At 39.0% G+C, this 5,341-nt stretch carries 2 protein-coding genes and 1 pseudogene; all 3 read right to left on the bottom strand.

Going from position 1 to position 5,341, the window contains the following annotated elements; genetic code table 11:
• Nucleotides 1-752 (bottom strand): annotated as a pseudogene (locus PHO71_RS25140) (BREX-1 system phosphatase PglZ type A); the annotation flags it as partial.
• 1 nt (nt 753) lies between these two features.
• Nucleotides 754-2,178 (bottom strand): HEPN domain-containing protein, encoded by a 1,425-nt coding sequence (locus PHO71_RS25135; protein WP_300208929.1) that lies wholly within the window; start codon nt 2,176-2,178, stop codon nt 754-756.
• Nucleotides 2,179-2,185: 7 nt separating this feature from the next.
• Nucleotides 2,186-5,329, bottom strand: coding sequence for a BREX-1 system adenine-specific DNA-methyltransferase PglX (pglX, locus tag PHO71_RS25130; protein ID WP_300208928.1), 3,144 nt, complete (start codon nt 5,327-5,329; stop codon nt 2,186-2,188).
• Between the last annotated feature and the right edge of the window lie 12 nt (nt 5,330-5,341).

The raw sequence follows: 5,341 nt of genomic DNA, 5'->3' as shown, positions 1-5,341 counted from the left end.
AAGGCAATGATATTGCCGGACTTATAGGAAACAAAGCTTTTCCATGCTTCCGGCACTTCCCCGCGAATTGACCGCTCTGTATAGGTAATAAACAGAACAACCACCAATTTTTCAAGAGAAGGCTTCACATCGGTGTAACCGAATTGTTGCTCACAAAGCCGCCAAAAAGCAGGGAGCAAATCATATTTATCAAACTCGGCCAGGAATTTATTATCTTCCAGCCCGTCATCAGTTAGGATGACTCGAACAACTTCCTCAAAGGAGGCGGTCCTGGTTTTACAAAGTGCACTCATCAAGGCAATCTCAATGGTATCCCGGGTGAAGGTTTCAATCTCCAGATCATAGAACCGTTGGGTTCTGTCCTTGGCGCGGAAGAACTTGATATACTTTTGAATGATCGGTTTGAACTTGGCATCAATTCCCAGGTCAACCGCAAGCAAGGATGCACGGTCCGCAAAGAACTGTTTGGAGTACAGCAGCGTATCCTCCAGATGGTTGTCCCGCACCGAAGGCTTTGGAAATGGGGCATAAATCAGATAATTGGTCGTGCGATCTTGCCGCTCCAGAAAATATTTGGTATAAAACTGGTTATCCGGTTCCAAACGATAAACCTTGGCATTAACCAGCCCCAGCGTATCAATATCCTCGACAAACTCGGCCTTGTCATCGTACCAGAATACTAATTTGCGGGTATCACCGGAGAACTCGGCGTTGAGCTTGTCGGTTATTTGGTTTAGGTTAAGTTCGGGCATATTATTCACTCTTCATTTCTTGTTCAGATGATTGCTTTTCAGTTTTTATAGAGAATATTTTTAATTCTGGAGCCAATCTCAAATTTACTAGTGCATAATTTAATTCTGTATCGCTTAAAAGTTTTTCTTTAATATAACCATCTGCAATTTTAAGTTCTCTAAAAAGGTGTATTCTTAAAACATATTTCAACAGCGTAGTTGAATAATACAAATCGTGGTCTGACAAGATTTTCTCCTTAATATCTTTATTGAAATGAGTATAGTAGTTTCTACTAACCACAATTTTGTAAGCAAGAGATTTCAGTTTGCTTTTTGAAATGCCTAAAATGCTACTAGTTTCGGTCAATAATGCAGTTATCCTTGAAGTCAAACTTGGCTCATTCAGAATGGGTGTTTTTAAAACAACTTCTAACCAGGCCCTGTTATCTTCATCTTCAATGTCAGCAATAATGTTATTAATCCTTTGAGCATGCACTTCAGGTAGTCTAATTGTTTCATTTCGGGTTTTCCTAGAATATGACTCCAATGCCTGTGCCATTTTTAGAAAACCAGTTACAACATTAATTGCACCACTAATGTTATGCACTTCAATGAAATAGGCAATTATCGGAGTCATTTCATTTTTAATTTCATACCACCGTCGAAGATGCTGTTCGTAATTGTCTCTTATATCTTTGAAATCAACTAAAAATTCGGCTTTTAACTTCTGCCTTTTATTTGGAGTATAGTTGTGAAGTATCTCAATTTGTACCCCTGCATTATTTTCTGCATTAATACTGTCGATTTCACAATATGTACCCATACAAAGAGTTAAAAATGCTCCATAATTATATAACTCGTCAACAGCTGATTGCCAATACCTAACTTCATTAAATTCTATCGTAATAGTTGTTTTTTGCTTTAATTCAAACGAGCCACTTAATTCCACATGATAGTTGCATTCATTGTCCGTCGACACCACAAATCCGTCCAAATTACATCTATAACATGGAGACATTTTATAATTTGTAATAATCTCATTAGTTTCCGGAATTCTAATGATCTGGAACGGTCTATCGTCTATCCATTTTTCCAATCCAAAATAATGTGCATTCACGGAGGAGAAAAAAATATCTTCTTCTTTTTTGTATTGCTCTCCTACAATTATTACTAATGGTTTGAAGACAAATTCAATTAGTCCCGGCATATTGATCTTCTGACTTGGTTTACTACATTTAATAAATGTTACTTTCTTTCCATTTGAAGTAAATCCTATTATTACGGGATATTTGATAATTTCTAAGTCTTCAATTCCATTGAATTGTTCAGTTGTTTTCAATATTATTGAACCGTCAATATAAGATAAAATTCCGTTTATTTTTGATTCAGGTAAGTCAGGTAAAGACCAAATCCCCATCAAACCATCTAAAGAACTTAATTCCATCATTTTCCTCTCAAATCTTTGCCAGCACTTCAAGCTTCTTGCCGTCGGTACCGGTCTGGACTTTTTCGTAGTTGATTTTTACTCCATCATCCAAATCGATGGAAATGCGTGCGAGGGCGAGGTGAGCGATTTTCTCATCATAGTCCTTGGTTTCTTTCAGTTGCTTGGTTAGCTTTTCTTTGCGTTTTTGGGCGGCAATCACTTCACGGGCATTGGTGCTGTTCTCAATGGTTTCCTGCATCCTCGATATTTCACTTTCATAAATACGCTGCATCCGGTGCAGGTAATCAATACGCAAGTTACCAATGGTGTCAGCATTATACCGGTGCATATATACCAAAGCCTTGAAACCATCTGCTTTACCGCTGTCAAAAAGCCAGTATATTGGTCTTTTCTGATAGATCGTGCAGTGATCCTTATAAAAGTCTTTCAGGAAGTAATTCCGGATAATTTCACGGGAGCTATTCCCCTTGTTCCCCAGAGCTTTGGCAATGAAATCGAGGTTTTCCTCCAAGGTTTCTGCACCAAAAGTCTTTTTTAGAAAATCACAGAATAAGCCTACAATGTCATCTTCAAAGTACTCCTCATCGGTGATAGGAAGTATGTTATCTTTGTCTGAAATAAAGGTACTGTATTTGCTGTTATCCCATTCCCCACCGGCATAGGCCAACCCATCAACATCAAGAGAGTAACGGCCGAACATACAGCCAACTGCATAGGAAATAAAGCTGCAGATTTCACGTCTTAGATCCGCTTTTCGGATGGTAACATCTTTGTCCTCAATCTCTGGGATCAGCTCATCCTGTAAGCCGTAGATATCGATAAAAATACGGTTGAGTTTTTCTTCATTGGCTTTCAGTTGAGCAAATTGATAATCAGTAACATGTTTCCATGTTCCATAGGTATCAATTAATAAGCAATTTTCAGTTCGATGGGTCAGGAACGGGTGACGCATGAAATCCCAGCTAACCTCAAAGTTATCCCAATCATTGCGTGAAATACTTACATTTTCATCAACCAATTCTTTAATACATAGAATATTCTCTTCGTTTATTTTAACTGGTATTGTCGCCACGGAACCAGCGCCATAATTAAGTGTTGGGTTAATTATCCTTAATATTTTATCAACTACTTTTGTGTTAAGAAGTCCAAGAATGTATTTTTCGTTCTGCGAAGGAAACATGGATGAGCCAGCTGAATCAAATAAGGCTCCATATTCTGAATGTCTAAAACTAGATGTTCCCGCTGTGAGAGCACTCCATGTAATTGAATTTTTAAAATACTTATCTTCACTTCTAATTTCTTTAGTATAACTACCTCCGTTATACCTTTTTATAACGGCAGTTTTCATTTCACTTCCATCGTTGAACCAATTTACCAAATATGTTTTATTTCCATACCACCGTCTAAAGTCACCACCTTTATTTAATGGGAACCATTTACGGTTTGAAGCTAGTGCATCTTCTCTAGACATAAATCCTATACCGACATTTATTACAGCTATTTCATGCCACATTCTTAAAAAGCGTTTATTATCGGTAGTTGCGAGTCCTTTTTTAGGTGATGCCAATTGTCCAAGTGATTGTCCAGTTATAAAAGCATCTAAAATTTGTTTGCTAGCCCAATATGCAAACGGCGCGCCAGGAATTTTGGTGAAGTTTTCCTGTTTTGCAATACAGATGTCTATTTTCGTTAGAAAGGCAGATTCTTTTTCCTGTTGGCTGCCATAGTCCACCAGACGGGTATAGCTACCCTGGTAGTCATTCAAATGACTGCTTCGAAGCACGAAGGTGGTGGTTTGCACTACTTCACCACCTATTTCCTCAAAGGCTCTTGGGCCAAGGTGAGCCATGTTAACTATATTTTTCTGTAAAATTTTCTTGCGTAATTTCTCAAAGCTGGACAAGAACATCCAAGCATGCTGGGTAATCATTGCTTGATAACAGTTATTCTTTGTCATCTGACCACTGCGTTCAATGAATACAGCAAACAAATCGGATTTACTATCGGGGTAGTTTTTCTTAACGTATTCTCCGAGCTTTGAGTTCATGCCAGATGAACCCATATACGGCGGATTCGTAACAACTACATCGTACTTTTGTGTCAGTATTATAGCTTGCTGAATAAGCTTAGGAACGGCTTCTTCAACGGCAGCATACCAAAACGTAATATTAACATTTTCCGTTGTTTGTGAAGCAGTGTGTTTCCATGCTTCTGCAAGCCCTTTATAGTCTCTTTGCTCAAGTTGCAGAATAGACCCATATTCCTTTGCATCCTTGAAGGCCTCTAAAAGATAGTTGAGCGTTTCCTGATACTCTTTTGACAGCAGGAAATTACCCATTTCATATTGATAGGCTCCGCCGATTGCATTGCTTTCCTGAATTGCATGTACATTGGGCTGAATGTTTCGAGTGAGAATACGGCGATCATACTGACGCGCCTTCATCATGACAGCGAAATAAGCCAGCTGATAGGCGCGGTTATCAATATCCAATCCATAAAGATTATTTGTGAGGATGCTTTGCGCCGCTTCGCGTTGGTTCCACCCAGCAGACTGGTAAATCTGCATCAACACATCAAAAGCATACACTAAGATATGACCGCTCCCCATACAGGGATCAATTACCTTGATGTATTCTGGCTTCAAGTCCCTGTATGACTCAAGCATCTTTTCAATTTGAAATTCGACTTCTTCGGTTTGTTGCACCTCATCAAGATAATATTTCCATTGGCTTTTCAACACATCAACTATGCGTTCACCGCTTTCGTTACGCAATGGGACGTTGATTTTATATGTGTATCCGAAGGATGATTCAAGATGATTTATCCACAATCGTCCGAGGCTGTTTTCCACCATATAGCGCACAATCCAGTCCGGGGTGAACAACTGGGTAGCAGCCGGAATGCGCTCCTTGGTGATCTTGACATTCTTTTTCAGCAGGGCAAATGTCTCATCCTTCGGCTCAGTGTTGTAATATTGATACAGCCAGCCGATGATTTCGACCTGACCTTCTGTTACCACATTGAAATCATCTTCCTGTATATCATTTACAAGCTGATATACTAAGCCATCCTTATCCGTAAATGATACGTTCATCAGTAACTCAGTGTAGTCGTTGGTTTTCTCAAATAATTCCGGCAGAATCGCATTCAATGCATTGCACTG

This window comes from Bacteroides sp. (assembly GCF_028690125.1).
Classification (GTDB): Bacteria; Bacteroidota; Bacteroidia; order Bacteroidales; family Bacteroidaceae; genus Bacteroides.
The sequence above is the reverse complement of the archived record's forward strand: the minus strand, read 5'-3'. Positions and strand labels throughout refer to the sequence as shown.